The organism is Acetobacterium bakii (assembly GCF_001263355.1).
GTDB lineage: Bacteria > Bacillota > Clostridia > Eubacteriales > Eubacteriaceae > Acetobacterium > Acetobacterium bakii.
This window is the reverse complement of sequence record NZ_LGYO01000040.1, coordinates 25,226-38,872: the sequence shown is the minus strand read 5'-3', so window position 1 is coordinate 38,872 and position 13,647 is coordinate 25,226. Positions and strand designations below refer to the sequence as shown.

Below are 13,647 nucleotides of genomic sequence, written 5' to 3'. Positions count from 1 at the left end.
CGATTGCAATAGGCTTTAAAAAAAATGCTGGCTGTTCCCGTTGTTCTAATTATAACAGGTTCCCTCTATTACGTATAGATAAACATTGGTGAAGCTTAATAATTTTCAATGAATAAAAAACTGCGGGATGATCTAAGCGATCATCCCGCAGCCGATGCTATGGAAATTTAAATTGATGCGAAAATCGCTAATATCAACTCGTCATCAGAGTCAGGATCAGGCGTATCGATTAAATTTAAATTTTCAAGGGATTCATTTTTGGAAAACAAATACCGAACCCGTTCATCAAATTTTTCAGGGAATGCATCAGCCAGGCTTAGATCCTGTACCAGATGCTTAAGTTTTCCCTTCCCGTTGTTGTGATACAAATTCCAGGTATCTTTTGAACAGCTTAAAATATCGGCTGTATTGGTTGGTCCGGGACAAAGATAGGAGGTCATGGACTCCTTGCATTTTTCAAGTGACTCACAGCCAACCGTTAAGAAAACGCACTCAGCGACTTCATTCATATGCGAAACAAATGCTTCTTTGGTTCCGTCTAAAAGCTTGGCCAATTCCCCGCCGATGCTGTCATTGGTTTCAAAACAGCCTAATTTTTTCTTGGCCATTAACATGTCAAAGCATTCTTCTTTTAATTGCTCCACATAGTTACCGTCAACATCAAAAAGAAAACGGGAATAGTTGTAAAAATCGCCGGCAATCCCGGATCCGAAGTCATAGGAGATGACCGTTTTCTTTTTCTCATCAAATTTACAGCCGAATCGTCTGGGGTTCTGGGTACCTGTGGCATTTTTTCTGGTTTTTAATTCACGGCCTTGGATATAAAAGCCTTTGTTTTTTTTGTTGTTGTATAAATTTTTCCGGTATCCGGACTTATATGCCTGCCAGGAATACTTCAATGCAATTAAAACAATGCGATGTTTATTATTTTGAGAATTTTTTGAAATGGCAACCATATTGATTCTGCCAAGCGGTGAGTCTTCAGGACAGTAGTCCAAATCAACACAATACCAGTTGGAATCCCTAGCGCTGTTATTATTACAGGCGATGATTCCCTGGAATTTCTGTCCCAGGCTGCCTGCTTTTGCATCAATGGACTGACTTTCATCGATGAGCTGCTCAATATTATTTTTCAGTAGGTCATAGGATGCCAGGAACGCTTGAATAAAAGCATCTGAAAAGGCAAAGACCATGTAATCGGATTTTTCAACAAATTTCAATCCAATTAAACTTGTGCCATCAACATAGTGTTTGTGAATTCTAATGGTGCATTTTTGATCAGCGAAATAAGACAGTTCAAGCATGCTTTTCCCCCAGTAATAGATGGTGAGGCTCTCGTTACGAATTCCTAAAAACAATTCCCTGTTAGTGATTAGATGATCTTTAATAAAAGCGACCAGGTTTGGAACACTTAATAGATTTTTTGTATTTCCTCTTGACAAATAAATTTCCTCCGATGTATTTTTTAATAGGCTATTTCACATAAAACTGTTATGTCCAACCTGTTTTCAATCATATTTCAATGGTTTGAATTTTAAACTATCTTATATTTTAACCTGTTTCAAACAAAGTGGCAACTGATTTTATGATTTCAAACAGCAAAGATATGGAATTGCTTAAATAAAAACAACAGTAAAAATGAAAAAATCAGCGATTTGAGAATCGCTGATTTTAGAATGAAGTTTTTCAGGTTTTAAAAATAAACTGGTCTTATAGTATGGTGATGCCGCCTTCTTCGGTGACAATCTTTTGTCCATCAGGAGTCATAATAAAATCGAGGAAAGCCATGGTAGCATCATCAACCTTGGTTGCGTCGTACATCGCAATAAATGGTCGAGAAAGAGTGTAGGTTTTGTTTAGCACATTCTCAACTGATGCTTTTACCCCACCAACACTAATAGGTGTTACAGTTTTATCAACAAAGGTCAGGGATACATAACCAATGGAATTGGCATTTCCAGCAACTGTTGTCTGGACATTGCCGTTGCCTTCTTTGATGGTTGCATCCGGTTTTAATTTTTCAGCAAATCCGACAAGTTCCTCCGTGGCTGAACGTGTTCCTGAGCCATCTTCACGGGAAACTACTACGATAGGAGCATCGGCTCCGCCAACTTCACTCCAATTGGTAATTTCACCCATGTAAATCTTTGCCAGCTGTTCTTTGGTAAGATCTGTGACTTTGTTGGCAGGATTAACAATAAAAGCAATCCCATCATAGGCAAAGATAAGTTCTGTTAAGCTTGCTTTTTCTTCTGCTTTTAAATCACGGGATGCGCAGCCGAATGAATAAGTACCTGCGGTTGCACCTTTAATTCCATCAGAAGATCCGGTTCCACTATAGGTGAATTTTACATCCGGATTTAATGCGGTAAACTCGGAGCCGGCAGCATCAATGACCTTTTGAACCGATGTTGAACCACCGCCATTAATTTCTCCTGAAACAGCTGTTGCAGCTGGTGTTTCAGAAGAACCACAACCCGCAAGGGTTAAAACCGCGGCACCGACCACTAGTGACAATAAAACATTTTTAAACATTTTCGACATTTTTTTCTCCTTAAATTCCTTAATTTTCGTTTCTAGCAAGGTTATCTTACCAAAAATGATTAGGGAAAAGGTTTTGAGGAGGTAAAGAACATGTTAAAATTAGATTAAATAAAAAAATCTGCAAATAGATAATTAATCGATTTGCAGAAAACATTATTTATTTTCATGAGATGTTGACCATTACTTCGTTGGCCCAGCGAATTGCGGATCGATAGTCTTTATATAGATCCGAATGATGAATATTAAGGTCACTAGAAATTGCATCTGTTAAAATCCAATCTCCTTTTTCATAGGCCAACATCAATTTATAAATAGGATAGAGCAGCCCCCTATGATAAATTAATGCCTCAAGTATTGATGGTGGGAGTGCAATGCCCGTCAGGGCTTCCGCCATGGTCTGATCCAGAATGGCATCTAAAATACTGAACAATCCCATCATCGATGCGGTATGCTGAAAATCGATCATTCCTGCGCGTTTAGCCATGAATTCAGCAAATTTACTTCGAATTAGTGAGATTTTAATAAGTTCTTCCGGTTTATCGTTGCCTAAATCCTGAAGCATGATGATATTGATCCAACGTTCAATTTCTTTTAGGCCGATATAGGTTAATGCAAATTTAATGGAGCTAATCAAATCACTGCCGGACTGAAAACTGGCCATGCGCATTAGGCGATAGGACAAGGTAACGTCCTGTTCAATGAGTTCAGCCAATGTTTCAAAAGAAGGATCTTCTTTTTTTATCTCGGCGACTAGCCGGATATACTGGAGTTTAGAAGGGGTTTTATCACAGGAGCGGCCGGCGATGCTGGGTTTGCTGAAAAAATATCCCTGAAACAGTTGAAATCCCATTGCTTTAGCCTCTAAAAATTCTTTCTCGGTTTCGACTTTCTCTGCCAGTAGGGTTTTTCCCTGGGCAAGGGCGGTCTGGATATCATCGGTAATGGTTTTCAAAGGAGTGATTAGCAGATCGTATTTAATAATATCAGCCAAAGGTATCAGAGGATAATGCTGGTAATTCTCAAAGAAGTCATCCAATGCAATTTTGTAGCCCAAATTTTTAAGCTCTTTCAGTCGATCCATTAAAACACGGTCAACTTTAATGTTTTCCAGCATCTCCACGATCATTCGATTCGGTTTAATTAATTCTAAAGCATCGGAATGAATAAAGATGGCATCAAAATTGATAAAAGCAAACTTATCCTCTATTATGTTATCCAAACCGGATTCGAATAAACCGGTGATCACTGTAGCAGTGGCCCCCTGAGAGGATATTCCCCCAAATTGCGTCGATTGTTGGTTCAGCCGAAAAAGCAGTTCATATCCGAAAACTTCAAGCTGCTGATTAAAAATTGGTTGTCTGGCTATAAACATGTTGCATTCCCTCACTTTATAAATTCATCTAACTTTATATAATGGATTTGCTTTAACTAAACCATCTTTGATTTTGGTTAATTCAACGCTTTTTATTTGTTTACCATTATTTCATATTACCATTTTTTTTAAATATAATCAATCTAATTTAACAGGAATGCATAAAGATCGCAAATCAGGGTAAAGAATTCAAAAGTAGGATACCAAACGCTCATCTCATTGTTCTATCGGCTAGTTTAAAATCCGACAACTAAATATAGACAAACGATGTGAAGTCGTGTAAACTATTAGAGCATAACATCTTGAAAGGGGTTTATTCCATGAAGAAAGATAAAAAAAAGTTCGCCGGAAACTTCTCGATCTGGCTGCGTTCGACCCGAAATGCACTCATAACCGAAGATGACGCTTTAGTGGATTGCGGTGACTGCAATGCCTGCTGTACATCCTCTTATTTTATACATATCAGACCCGAAGAAACTAAAACCATTGCTCATATTAATAAAAAACTTCTGTTTCCCGCTCCTGGTTTACCCATGGGCAATGTCCTCATGGGTTACGATGAACAGGGCTGCTGTCCTATGCTGATCAATCAGAAATGTTCCATCTATCCCCATCGTGCGCTGACCTGCCGGAGCTATGATTGCCGAATATTCACTGCTGCCGGAATTGATCCCGGAGATGATGATAAAGCACGCATAAAAAAACGCACAGATCAATGGGAGTTCGCCTACCCCACCCAACAGGATCGGGACGAGCACTTCGCAGTTCAAGCTGCGGCGCAGTTTATAAAAGAGCATGCAGCCTGTTTCCCCCAGGGCGCTATCCCCCACAATCCATCCCAGTTGGCCATTCTGTCAATTAAGGTATACGCGGTTTTTCTCAAGGACGATAATGGATCGGCTGAAGCTGAAAAAGTATCCGCTGATGCTGAAATTGCTCAAGCCATTATAAAGGCAAACGAAGCTTTTGAAGCCAGACGACTTGCAGCAAAGAGCAAGGACCCGTTAATCCAAAGAAAATAGATTTGACAATGAAAAACAGTTGTTGGATAGCATATGACAGATATTGTATTTACGAAAGGTAGGCTTATTATAATGAGTTTTGTTTTATTAGTAATTGGACTGTTTTTTTTAGTTAAAGGCGCTGATTTTTTTGTCGAAGGCTCATCATCCATAGCCAAGCGATTTAACATACCAAGTATGGTGATTGGCCTTACCCTGGTTGCTTTTGGGACCAGTGCACCGGAAATGGCAGTAAGTATTTCCGGCTCGCTTAATCAAGCCAATGGCATAGTTTTTGGGAATGTGGTGGGTTCCAACATCTTTAATATACTCTTTATTTTGGGATTATCTGCATTTATTCGGCCCATCGGTATTAAAACAAAAACCATTATCAAGGAGATGCCGTTTGCTATTCTGACCACTATTGCCCTAATGCTGATGGTTATGGATGGGATCATCAATGGGGATCCATACAGTATTATTGCACGATCTGAAGGCTGGATTCTGCTCTTGTTTTTTGCGATTTATCTGTATTCAATGGTTGAAATTTCCGTTCTGGGAAAAGAAGAATATGTTGATGATGCGATTGTGCTGATGAAGCCGCTTAAAAGTGTGCTTTTTACACTAGGCGGTATTGCTGCTGTAATATTCGGAGCAAATTTAGCTGTGGAAGGTGCTATTGATATTGCTCAAATGCTGGGTTTGTCAGAAACATTAATTGGTTTAACCATTGTCGCGATTGGAACCTCACTGCCGGAGCTGATCACTTCTGTGGTTGCGGCTAAAAAAGGGGAAAATGATATTGCCATCGGTAATATCATTGGTTCAAACATTTTTAATATTCTCTTTGTATTGGGTATTTCCGGTGTTATTTACCCTATCGATATAGCGGCTGAAAATTTTGTGGATTTATGGATTCTCTTTGTGTCAATGGTTATCGTCGTGCCCCTCATGTTTACAGGAAAGAAGTTGAATCGTTTTGAAGGCGCCATTATGATGTTGGGATATGTGGGTTATATGACTTTCATTATTATCAGAGCCATCTAAAAAATAAAAAGGATTCCATAACAACGCCATGGCGTTGTTATGGAATGAAAAAGTCAGCTTTTCACTAGCTTCAAACTATGATTTCCGAGCGGGCTTGCCATTTGAAAATTTTCCCACATAGATCAAATTACCTATTTCATCAAACAGTTTTCCATCTCCATGCCAAATTCCGCTTTTAAACTCTCCTTCATATTTCAATTGACCAGTGTCATAATATTCTTTACATCGACCTGAAGGAACTGATGGGTCTTTCACGTGCTCAGTATTGCCTGGGAGCCTGGCAAACTGCCCTTCGCATTTTAAATTTCCGTTGGCATCAAAAAGTCTTCCCTGGCCTGAAGCGTAACCATTTGCAAACTGTCCCACATATTTCAATTTACCATTTTCATCAAAGCGTCGGCCCTTTCCCGACCAATAACCATTTACAAACTGTCCCTCGTATTTTATTTGAGCATTATCATAATACTCTTTCCCTTGACCTGTCTGTACCCCGTTAAAAAAAGTTCCTTCGGCCGCCAATTTTCCAAAAAGATATTTTTTGCCTTTAAACAACCCACCCTCCACATAATAACCGTTTATGTGGCCATTTGTGCAACGAACTTTAATTATGGGTTTGGCATCTTTAGCATTTGACTGATCAACTGATGTGTTGCTGTTCTTTTGTGAAATAAGAATCAGCCAGATTAAAAATCCGAAAATTAACATAATAATCAGTAAGACTCCCGCCATAGTATCTTCCCCTTTCAATTTGGATAATTAATAGAAAAAATTTAAAAATAATAGTTTATAATTCATCTAACTTGGTATACAATCTAAATAAAACTACTTTTAAGGAGGATTTATTATGAGACAAATTATGGGAATTCAAGTGGGCAATCGTGAACAGGAAGCTTTAAAGGTTCAAGAACTTTTGACAAAAAATGGCTGTATTATTAAGACCCGTCTTGGTTTACACGAGTCATCTGATGCACAGTGTGATACAAGTGGGTTGATTATCTTAGAATTCTTATCTGGGAAAGATGCTGAAATCCAGGCTATGGAAAAAGAATTAGCCGGGCTTGAATCTGTGACAGTTAAACAAATGGAATTTTAATTTCAATTGATAAACTTATCCTGGGGACAAGCTTAATATCCGTTGTTCCCGGGACTTGTTTTTTTGCTGCGTCTGAAACTAAAGCTAGATAATTGATTGGTCTGATTACAGACACACAAGTATTGTTGAGTAATGCAAAAACATTCTCAACAATACTTGTTTTTTATATTCTTCAGGACTATTTTAGCGATTCTACCCAGTTGCCGTTTTTGAAAATACATATTTCATAACCATCTTGTGTGATTCCCGTGATTTCCAGATCATTTGTTCCGACCATGAAGTCTACGTGGGCCCTCGACTGATTGGCCCCTGCGGCCAATAATTCTTCCCTGGTCATTTTATCGCCGTCTTTTATGGTGGTGGGATAGCATTCCCCCAGAGCAAAATGGCAAGCGGCATTTTCATCGAATAAGGTCTCATAGAAAAGGATTCCGGTATTGGAGATAGGTGAATCATAGGGGACCAGAGCTACTTCTCCGAGGCGGTTAGAATTCTCATCTGTTTCAATAATCATCTTCAGAAATTCATACCCTTTTTCTGCTTTATAATCCGTCACCTTGCCTTCATGAAAGGTGATGCTGAAATTTTCAATCAGATTTCCCTGATAACTTAAAGGGAGTGATGACACTAAGGTTCCTTCCGCTCGGTAACAGTCCGGAGTGGTGAAAATTTCTTCGGTGGGCATATTGGCAAAAAAGTAGACCTGTTCCGAGGTGAACTCGCCTCCACCTTCCCAGATATGATCCTTCTGAAGACCGAGGATAAAATCGGTGCCGATTTTGTTTTTATAATGCAGAGTATCAAAATGATAGGTATTTAAAAGAGTGCATTTTTCACTGAGAAAAGCATTATGTTTTTCCCATGCTTTCACAGCATCTTCCCTGCCGATGTGTACTGAATTAAAAATTGCATCCCAGAGTTTCGCCACTGCTAAATCCGCGGACAGCTCCGGAAATACCTTCAGAGCCCATTTTACTTCGGGTGCCGCTGCTACACACCATTGGAATTCACTGTTCATCATCTTCTTGTAATAGGGCTCGAAGGCCTTGTTGGTGGCCTGATTGCTGGCTTTCAGTTTTTCGCTTGCCACTCCGAGATAGGCCTCGGGGTCATTGCCGATCACCGAAATTACAGCGGCTTTCTGTTTTGCGTAATAATTTCGGGATTCGGCTTGCCATTCCGGCACATTGCCAAGCGCTTCCAAACTGGCATAATCATAACGTAACCGACTTGTTTTTGCATCGTTCCAAAATACGATGACATCCTTTGCCCCGGCTTTATAGGCCTCTTCAACCACCATTCTTCCAAAGTCATGATTTAAAACCGAGCAGTTTAAAACTACGTACTGGTTTTTCTGGACATTTGTCCCGGTGTGCACAATTAATCGTGCATATTCCTGTAATTTTTCGATATGATTCATTTTGAAGTCCTCTTCTCATATACTTTCTGTGTTTTTAATTTGTATTGAATTATATCATAATATTCCAAGTTAGACATTTAAAATGATGGAAAGTCGTCACATGAGATGGTATAATAAAAAGATTATTATCTGAATTCGTAAAATTTAGATAGACTTAAATTTCTTCTTTGGAGGTTTTATATGCGTTTGGTTACTCGTTCGGATTTTGATGGTTTAATATGTGGTATGCTGCTTAAAGAAGCGGGTATCATTGACGACTGGGTTTTTGTTCACCCAAAAGATTTACAAGACGGCCTCTTTTCACCGAATGAAAATGATGTGTTGGCCAATGTTCCTTACGTGCCCGGTTGTGGCATGTGGTTTGATCATCACTCATCAGAAAAAGAACGACTGGGATGGCATCAGGGGATTAAGGGCGAAAGTCGAGTTGCACCTTCAGCTGCCCGAATTATTTTTGAGTATTATGGTGGGCTCAGCCAATTTCCGAATTATGAAGATATGATTCTATCTGTTGATAAAGTCGATTCCGGAAATCTTACCAGAGAAGAAATATTAAACCCAACCGATTGGGTTTTACTTGGATTTATTTCTGATCCCAGAACCGGTCTTGGCCGATTCAGAAATTTCAGGATCAGCAATTATCAACTAATGGAAGAACTCATTAATCACTGTAGAAATATGTCCATCAAAGAAATTTTAGAGTTATCCGATGTGAAAGATCGTGTGGAACTTTATTTACATCAATCCAGACTTTTTGTGGACATGGTGAAAGAACATACTGAGGTTATTGAGAACGTCATTGTGACTGACCTAAGAGCTGTGGAATCTATTTATACGGGAAATCGATTCACGATTTACAGTCTTTACCAGGAACAGAATGTTTCGCTTTGGATCGTTGATGGCAAACAAAAGCAAAATGTTTCGATTGCCTGTGGCTATAGCATTCTTAATCGAACATGCACCGAAGACATTGGAAAACTCATGCTCAAATATGGCGGTGGGGGTCATCAAATGGTGGGAACTTGCCAGGTTCCTAACAGCGATGCCAATTCAACCATTGAAGCAATTATCGAGGTCTTGAAAAAAAACAACCTGTAAAATTTTAGGGTTGATTTAATTTTGTTGATAAAACTGTCCTTGGAACAACGATTTACCATTAGCCCAGGGACTTGCTTTTATAGTTTGTCTATATTTAAAATTAACCCTTATGTTTTTATTATAAACATGCTACCTCCAAATAATTGTAGCTATAGCTACAATTATTTAAGGATATTGTGTTATACTATTTTTAAAGCATAACACAACAATGTTATTCATTAAAAATTAGGAGGTTTATTATGGAAAAAATAACTAAAAGTACGTTAATTGGTGAATTATTGAGGATAGACGGTGATGGTTTTACCCCTATTTTATTAGAAATTGGTATGCATTGTCTGGGTTGTCCATCTTCACAGATGGAGTCCATTGAAGAAGCCTGTATAGTTCATAATACCAATGTTGATGCCCTTGTAGACAAACTTAATGCCCATCTTGCTTCTATGAAAGCATAACTTCGGAAACAAAAAAGGAACCTTTCGAGGATCCTTTTTTTTTGTGTTGATAAACGCTTTATAACCATATTGATAAATATAATTCTAAAAACATAGATTGCCAATGAAAAATAATAGGACAATATGCAGAGGATAAAAGATATAAAATAAATATTTTAATCCGCGCCCTTTCTTGCCATTGTACAATAGCATCAACGGCAGTGCGGCAATCATCATCCATTGATAATTTTGATAAAGCAGGTTATTCAAATTAAATCCCACACTGCTTTCCAGGCCAAAATAAACCAGACAGAATAAGCCATAAGAGAGAATCAGCGCATTCTTATTCTCTTTGTTAAGGTACAGCAATACCCCCAGGAAAACAAAAATAAAACTGCCTTCATTGAAGATTAGATTGGCCGTAATGGCCCCGGCGAACATTTCCATACCATAAAGTGGTGATATTTGCCCGGCCAGAATGCAAAATACCGAGGTTATCAGCTGATAAACAGCAAAAACAGCAATTAATCGTATTCCTTTTTTCTTATCCGTTTTGACATAGTCGATGAGCCAGGATATAATGCCGATTAGTAATAAGGTCACAAAAATATTGTTATTGATTGGGGCCACAGCATTGGGATAAATAGCATTGCAAATAATATTTAGGAGACCCATAAATATTCCGAAGCCATACATTCTCAATAAATATTTCTTTCGATCATGGGTATAATGAAATCCCCAAACCATGCAAAACATGAACAACGGGGCAGATATTCTTCCCAACCAGTGAAACCATAGTGGTGTTCCTGGAATAAATTGGGCCACATGATCAAGTAACATCAATAATAATGCGATTATTTTCAAGGTCGTACTATTCATAATCTTAACTCCTTAGCACTATTTTCCAGAATCCTGGATGAATTTCTCTGGAATATCACAAAAAAAGAACCACTAACAAGGTCGAAATCCACAGGCCTGGTTTGTGCTTCTTTTGATCTTACTCTATTCGGATAATCTCTATTTGCTATTGGCAGTGCTTGCCTGTTTAGTTGTTGTATCAGTATCGTCTTCTCTGCTTTCTATTTCGGAATTATACTCGGCAGTAGTAATCTTCCCTTCCTGCACCAGGGTTTTTAATTCTGCAGCTGAATAAGAAGATAAATCATCAACGGCTTCCTCTTCAGTTTCGCTGGTTGTCTGGGGAGGTGCTGCCTGGGTGGTCTCAGCCATTACCGCTGAACCGGTACCTTCTTGAGATGGCTTTCCGGATAACTCTTTTGGAATGGTTGAGTTTGCCAGATTGGTATCGCTCTTTACAGCAGTGTTCTCACTCTTTGTCTTAAATTCTAAATAGTCATCACTCAGTTCAAGCGTATCATATTTATTGTGACTGTTTGCTTCGTTGACGGAATTTTGGCTAGTCGTGTCTTTTGGGGTCGATTTCACCGTGATATCCTCAACTTTTTTAGCAAGTGTGGGTGTTGATCCTTGCAGTTTTACGGCGTTTAAGCTCATTAGTTCCATACAAACGCTCCTTTCTTAATTTTTTTTCGGTAAGTAGCCGCTATGTAGGCCATGATCAGTGATCCGAACGATTTTCATGGCTGTTAATACGAGTATAACACAACATTTTAATTATTTCATTCTAATTTATTTCAAAAATCACTTTTTTATTTTGAAATAAAAAGAGACGTTTTGAAATAAATCAAAACGTCTGAGGGCTTAATACATGAGTTTACTGATGTTTTGGGTGAATGTCACCACATCATCAATGGGCAAACCTGCGATAAGTCTGGCCTGATTGTATAGAAGCTCGGTGTAGGTTTTGAGCTGAGCATCATCATTTTCAGAAAATTCCTTGAGTTTTTCATAAATCGGATGGTTCTTATTGATTTCCAGTACTTTCTTGGCACTGACTTTCCCACCCTGGGGCATGGTGTTCAAGGTTTTTTCCATTTCAATGGAGAGATCCCCTTCAGTCGAAAGATAAACCACATCTTCGGTTAAATGGGATGTTGTTTTAACTTTCACCACGTCATCACCAATGAGTTCCTTCATTTTTGAAAGAAGCTTTTCATCCGCTGCCGCTGTTTCTTTACTCTCTTCGGTTTCATTTTCTTTGGGTTCTTCAAGACCAAGTTGATCGCTGGAAACTGAACGGAATTCCTTTTCCCCATATGCACCCAGGGTCCGAGTAACAAATTCGTCAATTTGTTCGGTAAGATAAAGAATTTCGAAGTCCTTTTTCTTGACAATGGATACCTGTGGCAATTTTTCGATGGCCTCTATAGTGGATCCCGACGCATAATAAATGTATTTTTGTTCTTCGGGCATACGATCCAGATATTCTTTTAAGGTCGTTAATTTCCCCTCTTTGGAAGAGTGAAAAAGCATGAAATCCTGGAGTTTTTCTTTATTCTGTCCATAGTTATCATAGGTTCCAACCTTTAACTGATTACCAAAGGCCAGAAAGAACTTTTCATATTTTTCTCTGTCATTTTCCAGCATGTTTTTGAGTTCTGCGGAAATCCTGGAATCAATCTTTCGACTGATAAGGCGAAGCTGACGGTCCTGTTGGAGCATTTCCCGTGAAATATTCAGGGATAAATCCTCAGAATCCACCACCCCTTTTACAAAGCTGAAATAATCAGGTAGCAGTTCCCCACATTTATCCATAATCAGTACACCATTGGCATAAAGCTCCAGACCTTTTTCATAGTCCCGGGTGTAATAATCAAAAGAAGGCTGTCCCGGAATAAAGAGAATGGCCTTGTAACTCATAGCACCCTCAATATTCAGGTGAATATATGCCAGCGGTTCTTCATAGCCATAGCGTTTGTCATGGTAGAAATTCTGGTAATCCTCATCGGTCAGTTCATTCTTGTTTTTTCGCCAAATGGGTACCATGGAATTGAGAATTGTATCTTCCAGATAGGTTTCAGTTTCCGGTTTTTCGGAATCCTTTGTTGCTTCTTTGATTCGGCTTTTTTCAACCACCATTTTAATGGGGTAACTTATATAATTGGAATAATGTTCCACAAGCTGCTGAATTTTATGGGGTTCTAAATACTCATCAAAATGGTTGTCTTCAGTGTTTTCCTTGATATGGAGAGTGATTTTCAGACCATGAGATTTTCGGTCAGATGATCCGATTTCGTAACCGTCGGTTCCTTCGGAAACCCATAAATGCGCCTTATCTTCATCCACGGATTTTGTTTCCACTTCAACCTTATCCGCAACCATAAAGGCTGAATAAAAACCAACACCAAACTGTCCAATGATATCAAAGTCTTCTTCCATTTCCTGTTCAGACTTGAAATCACTGGAACCGCTTTTGGCAATGGTACCTAAATTTTCTTCCAGTTCCAGTGCAGTCATGCCGATCCCCGTATCTTCAATTACCAAAGTTCGATTATCCTTATTTGGTAAAATTCGGATGTAATAATCATCCTTGTCGAAACTTCGGTCTTTGTCGGTTAACGTCTTATAATAAAGCTTATCGATGGCGTCCGAGGCGTTTGATATTAATTCACGAAGGAAAATCTCTTTGTTTGTATAAATTGAGTTGACCATCAAATCCATGAGGCGTTTTGATTCTGATTTAAATTGCTTTTTTTCCATTGGTTGTGCCCTTTCAAAAT

At 38.8% G+C, this 13,647-nt stretch carries 13 protein-coding genes; 5 read left to right on the top strand and 8 right to left on the bottom strand.

Annotated features, from left to right (window positions below; genetic code table 11):
• Positions 1 to 167 precede the first annotated feature (167 nt).
• From AKG39_RS14650 to AKG39_RS14640, 3 genes are all read right to left on the bottom strand, one after another.
• Complete coding sequence (locus tag AKG39_RS14650) at positions 168 to 1,442, bottom strand: hypothetical protein (RefSeq protein ID WP_050741153.1); 1,275 nt, start codon at positions 1,440 to 1,442, stop codon at positions 168 to 170.
• A gap of 268 nt (positions 1,443 to 1,710) precedes the next feature.
• Positions 1,711 to 2,544 (bottom strand): phosphate ABC transporter substrate-binding protein, encoded by an 834-nt coding sequence (locus AKG39_RS14645; protein ID WP_083439588.1) that lies wholly within the window; start codon positions 2,542 to 2,544, stop codon positions 1,711 to 1,713.
• A 163-nt stretch (positions 2,545 to 2,707) separates the two neighbouring features.
• Positions 2,708 to 3,916 (bottom strand): EAL and HDOD domain-containing protein, encoded by a 1,209-nt coding sequence (locus tag AKG39_RS14640; RefSeq protein WP_050741152.1) that lies wholly within the window; start codon positions 3,914 to 3,916, stop codon positions 2,708 to 2,710.
• A gap of 320 nt (positions 3,917 to 4,236) precedes the next feature.
• On the opposite strand from AKG39_RS14640, the gene AKG39_RS14635 reads away from it, so the two are divergent.
• Positions 4,237 to 4,938 carry a YkgJ family cysteine cluster protein gene (locus AKG39_RS14635; RefSeq protein ID WP_050741151.1) on the top strand — a complete coding sequence of 234 codons (702 nt, stop codon included), beginning with the start codon at positions 4,237 to 4,239 and terminating at the stop codon, positions 4,936 to 4,938.
• A gap of 72 nt (positions 4,939 to 5,010) precedes the next feature.
• Positions 5,011 to 5,964: a calcium/sodium antiporter gene (locus AKG39_RS14630; protein WP_050741150.1), complete on the top strand. Its 954-nt coding sequence runs from the start codon at positions 5,011 to 5,013 to the stop codon at positions 5,962 to 5,964.
• 75 nt (positions 5,965 to 6,039) lie between these two features.
• Here AKG39_RS14630 and AKG39_RS14625 read toward each other — a convergent pair whose 3' ends face one another.
• Positions 6,040 to 6,693: a toxin-antitoxin system YwqK family antitoxin gene (locus AKG39_RS14625; RefSeq protein WP_050741149.1), complete on the bottom strand. Its 654-nt coding sequence runs from the start codon at positions 6,691 to 6,693 to the stop codon at positions 6,040 to 6,042.
• Between the two features lie 115 nt (positions 6,694 to 6,808).
• Between AKG39_RS14625 and AKG39_RS14620 the strand changes: the two genes are divergently transcribed.
• Complete coding sequence (locus AKG39_RS14620; RefSeq protein WP_050741148.1) at positions 6,809 to 7,057, top strand: CPF_0552 family protein; 249 nt, start codon at positions 6,809 to 6,811, stop codon at positions 7,055 to 7,057.
• Positions 7,058 to 7,235: 178 nt separating this feature from the next.
• Here AKG39_RS14620 and AKG39_RS14615 read toward each other — a convergent pair whose 3' ends face one another.
• Positions 7,236 to 8,477, bottom strand: a complete 1,242-nt coding sequence (locus tag AKG39_RS14615) for an aminopeptidase (RefSeq protein ID WP_050741147.1) — start codon at positions 8,475 to 8,477, stop codon at positions 7,236 to 7,238.
• Positions 8,478 to 8,657: 180 nt separating this feature from the next.
• On the opposite strand from AKG39_RS14615, the gene AKG39_RS14610 reads away from it, so the two are divergent.
• Positions 8,658 to 9,575 carry a DHH family phosphoesterase gene (locus tag AKG39_RS14610; RefSeq protein WP_050741146.1) on the top strand — a complete coding sequence of 306 codons (918 nt, stop codon included), beginning with the start codon at positions 8,658 to 8,660 and terminating at the stop codon, positions 9,573 to 9,575.
• A 239-nt stretch (positions 9,576 to 9,814) separates the two neighbouring features.
• A complete protein-coding gene (locus AKG39_RS14605; protein WP_050741145.1) occupies positions 9,815 to 10,027 on the top strand; it encodes a DUF1858 domain-containing protein in 213 nt (70 codons plus the stop codon).
• Positions 10,028 to 10,111: 84 nt separating this feature from the next.
• Here AKG39_RS14605 and AKG39_RS14600 read toward each other — a convergent pair whose 3' ends face one another.
• The 3 genes from AKG39_RS14600 to htpG form a co-directional block, all read right to left on the bottom strand.
• Positions 10,112 to 10,885 carry a TraX family protein gene (locus AKG39_RS14600; protein WP_050741144.1) on the bottom strand — a complete coding sequence of 258 codons (774 nt, stop codon included), beginning with the start codon at positions 10,883 to 10,885 and terminating at the stop codon, positions 10,112 to 10,114.
• A gap of 138 nt (positions 10,886 to 11,023) precedes the next feature.
• Positions 11,024 to 11,530: a hypothetical protein gene (locus AKG39_RS14595; protein WP_050741143.1), complete on the bottom strand. Its 507-nt coding sequence runs from the start codon at positions 11,528 to 11,530 to the stop codon at positions 11,024 to 11,026.
• Positions 11,531 to 11,728: 198 nt separating this feature from the next.
• On the bottom strand, positions 11,729 to 13,627 hold the full coding sequence (htpG, locus tag AKG39_RS14590; protein ID WP_050741142.1) for a molecular chaperone HtpG: 1,899 nt from the start codon (positions 13,625 to 13,627) through the stop codon (positions 11,729 to 11,731).
• Positions 13,628 to 13,647 lie beyond the last annotated feature (20 nt).

Coding starts and splice junctions, on each gene's coding strand:
- AKG39_RS14605 (WP_050741145.1), top strand. CDS start 9,815: ATGGAAAAAATAACTAAAAGTACGTTAATTGGTGAATTATTGAGGATA.
- AKG39_RS14640 (WP_050741152.1), bottom strand. CDS start 3,916: ATGTTTATAGCCAGACAACCAATTTTTAATCAGCAGCTTGAAGTTTTC.
- AKG39_RS14620 (WP_050741148.1), top strand. CDS start 6,809: ATGAGACAAATTATGGGAATTCAAGTGGGCAATCGTGAACAGGAAGCT.
- AKG39_RS14615 (WP_050741147.1), bottom strand. CDS start 8,477: ATGAATCATATCGAAAAATTACAGGAATATGCACGATTAATTGTGCAC.
- AKG39_RS14625 (WP_050741149.1), bottom strand. CDS start 6,693: ATGGCGGGAGTCTTACTGATTATTATGTTAATTTTCGGATTTTTAATC.
- AKG39_RS14635 (WP_050741151.1), top strand. CDS start 4,237: ATGAAGAAAGATAAAAAAAAGTTCGCCGGAAACTTCTCGATCTGGCTG.
- AKG39_RS14630 (WP_050741150.1), top strand. CDS start 5,011: ATGAGTTTTGTTTTATTAGTAATTGGACTGTTTTTTTTAGTTAAAGGC.
- AKG39_RS14610 (WP_050741146.1), top strand. CDS start 8,658: ATGCGTTTGGTTACTCGTTCGGATTTTGATGGTTTAATATGTGGTATG.
- AKG39_RS14595 (WP_050741143.1), bottom strand. CDS start 11,530: ATGGAACTAATGAGCTTAAACGCCGTAAAACTGCAAGGATCAACACCC.
- AKG39_RS14645 (WP_083439588.1), bottom strand. CDS start 2,544: ATGTCGAAAATGTTTAAAAATGTTTTATTGTCACTAGTGGTCGGTGCC.
- AKG39_RS14600 (WP_050741144.1), bottom strand. CDS start 10,885: ATGAATAGTACGACCTTGAAAATAATCGCATTATTATTGATGTTACTT.
- htpG (WP_050741142.1), bottom strand. CDS start 13,627: ATGGAAAAAAAGCAATTTAAATCAGAATCAAAACGCCTCATGGATTTG.